This window comes from Treponema endosymbiont of Eucomonympha sp. (assembly GCF_001028545.1).
Genome location: NZ_BBPW01000380.1, coordinates 1 through 666, shown reverse-complemented (window position 1 = coordinate 666; position 666 = coordinate 1). Strand labels below are relative to the sequence as shown.

Here is a 666-nt window from a genome sequence, read left to right as displayed (position 1 = left end):
GCAGTTTTTCTTTGCCCGCCAGTTTCCGCAGGTCGTCTTGCAGTTTGCACAGTGCCTTGATGAACTCTTCGGCTTTGGCGAGCGCGCCGAGCATTACATCTTCTGACGCTTCGGCAGCGCCGCCTCCCACCATAGTAAAACCGCTCGCCGTACCGGCCACGACGATTTCCAGCGCGCCGCGCTCAATTTGCTCAAACGTCGGGTTCACGATATATTGCCCGTCAATATAGCCGACGCGTACCCCGGCTATTGCCCCCGCGAACGGAATGTCGGATATATGCACCGCGGCGGAACTCGCGATAATCGCGAGGATATCCGGCGGGTTGGTTTGGTCGGAAGATACGCACGTCGGTATCAGTTGAATCTCCCGCCCGAACGCATTGTCGAACAGCGGACGCATCGGGCGGTCAATAAGCCGCGATACGAGGATTTCTTTGTCTTTGGGGCGACCTTCCCGCTTGATGAAGCCACCGGGGATTTTGCCTGCGGCGTAATACTTTTCGTTGTAATCCACGGTGAGAGGCACATAGTCCAGCCCTTCCGCTGCGTCCGGCGAAGCGCAGACCGTGGCGATAACCGCCGAACCTGCATATTGCGCGTACACCGCGCCGTTCGCCTGTTTCGCCAGGCGGCCTTGTTCCTACATCCGCTCGTTATTGCAGATTT

General features: G+C 58.0%; 1 pseudogene. It reads right to left on the bottom strand.

Annotated elements, in window-relative coordinates:
* Positions 1–628, bottom strand: a pseudogene (locus AWU74_RS07180) (polyribonucleotide nucleotidyltransferase); the annotation flags it as partial.
* Positions 629–666 lie beyond the last annotated feature (38 nt).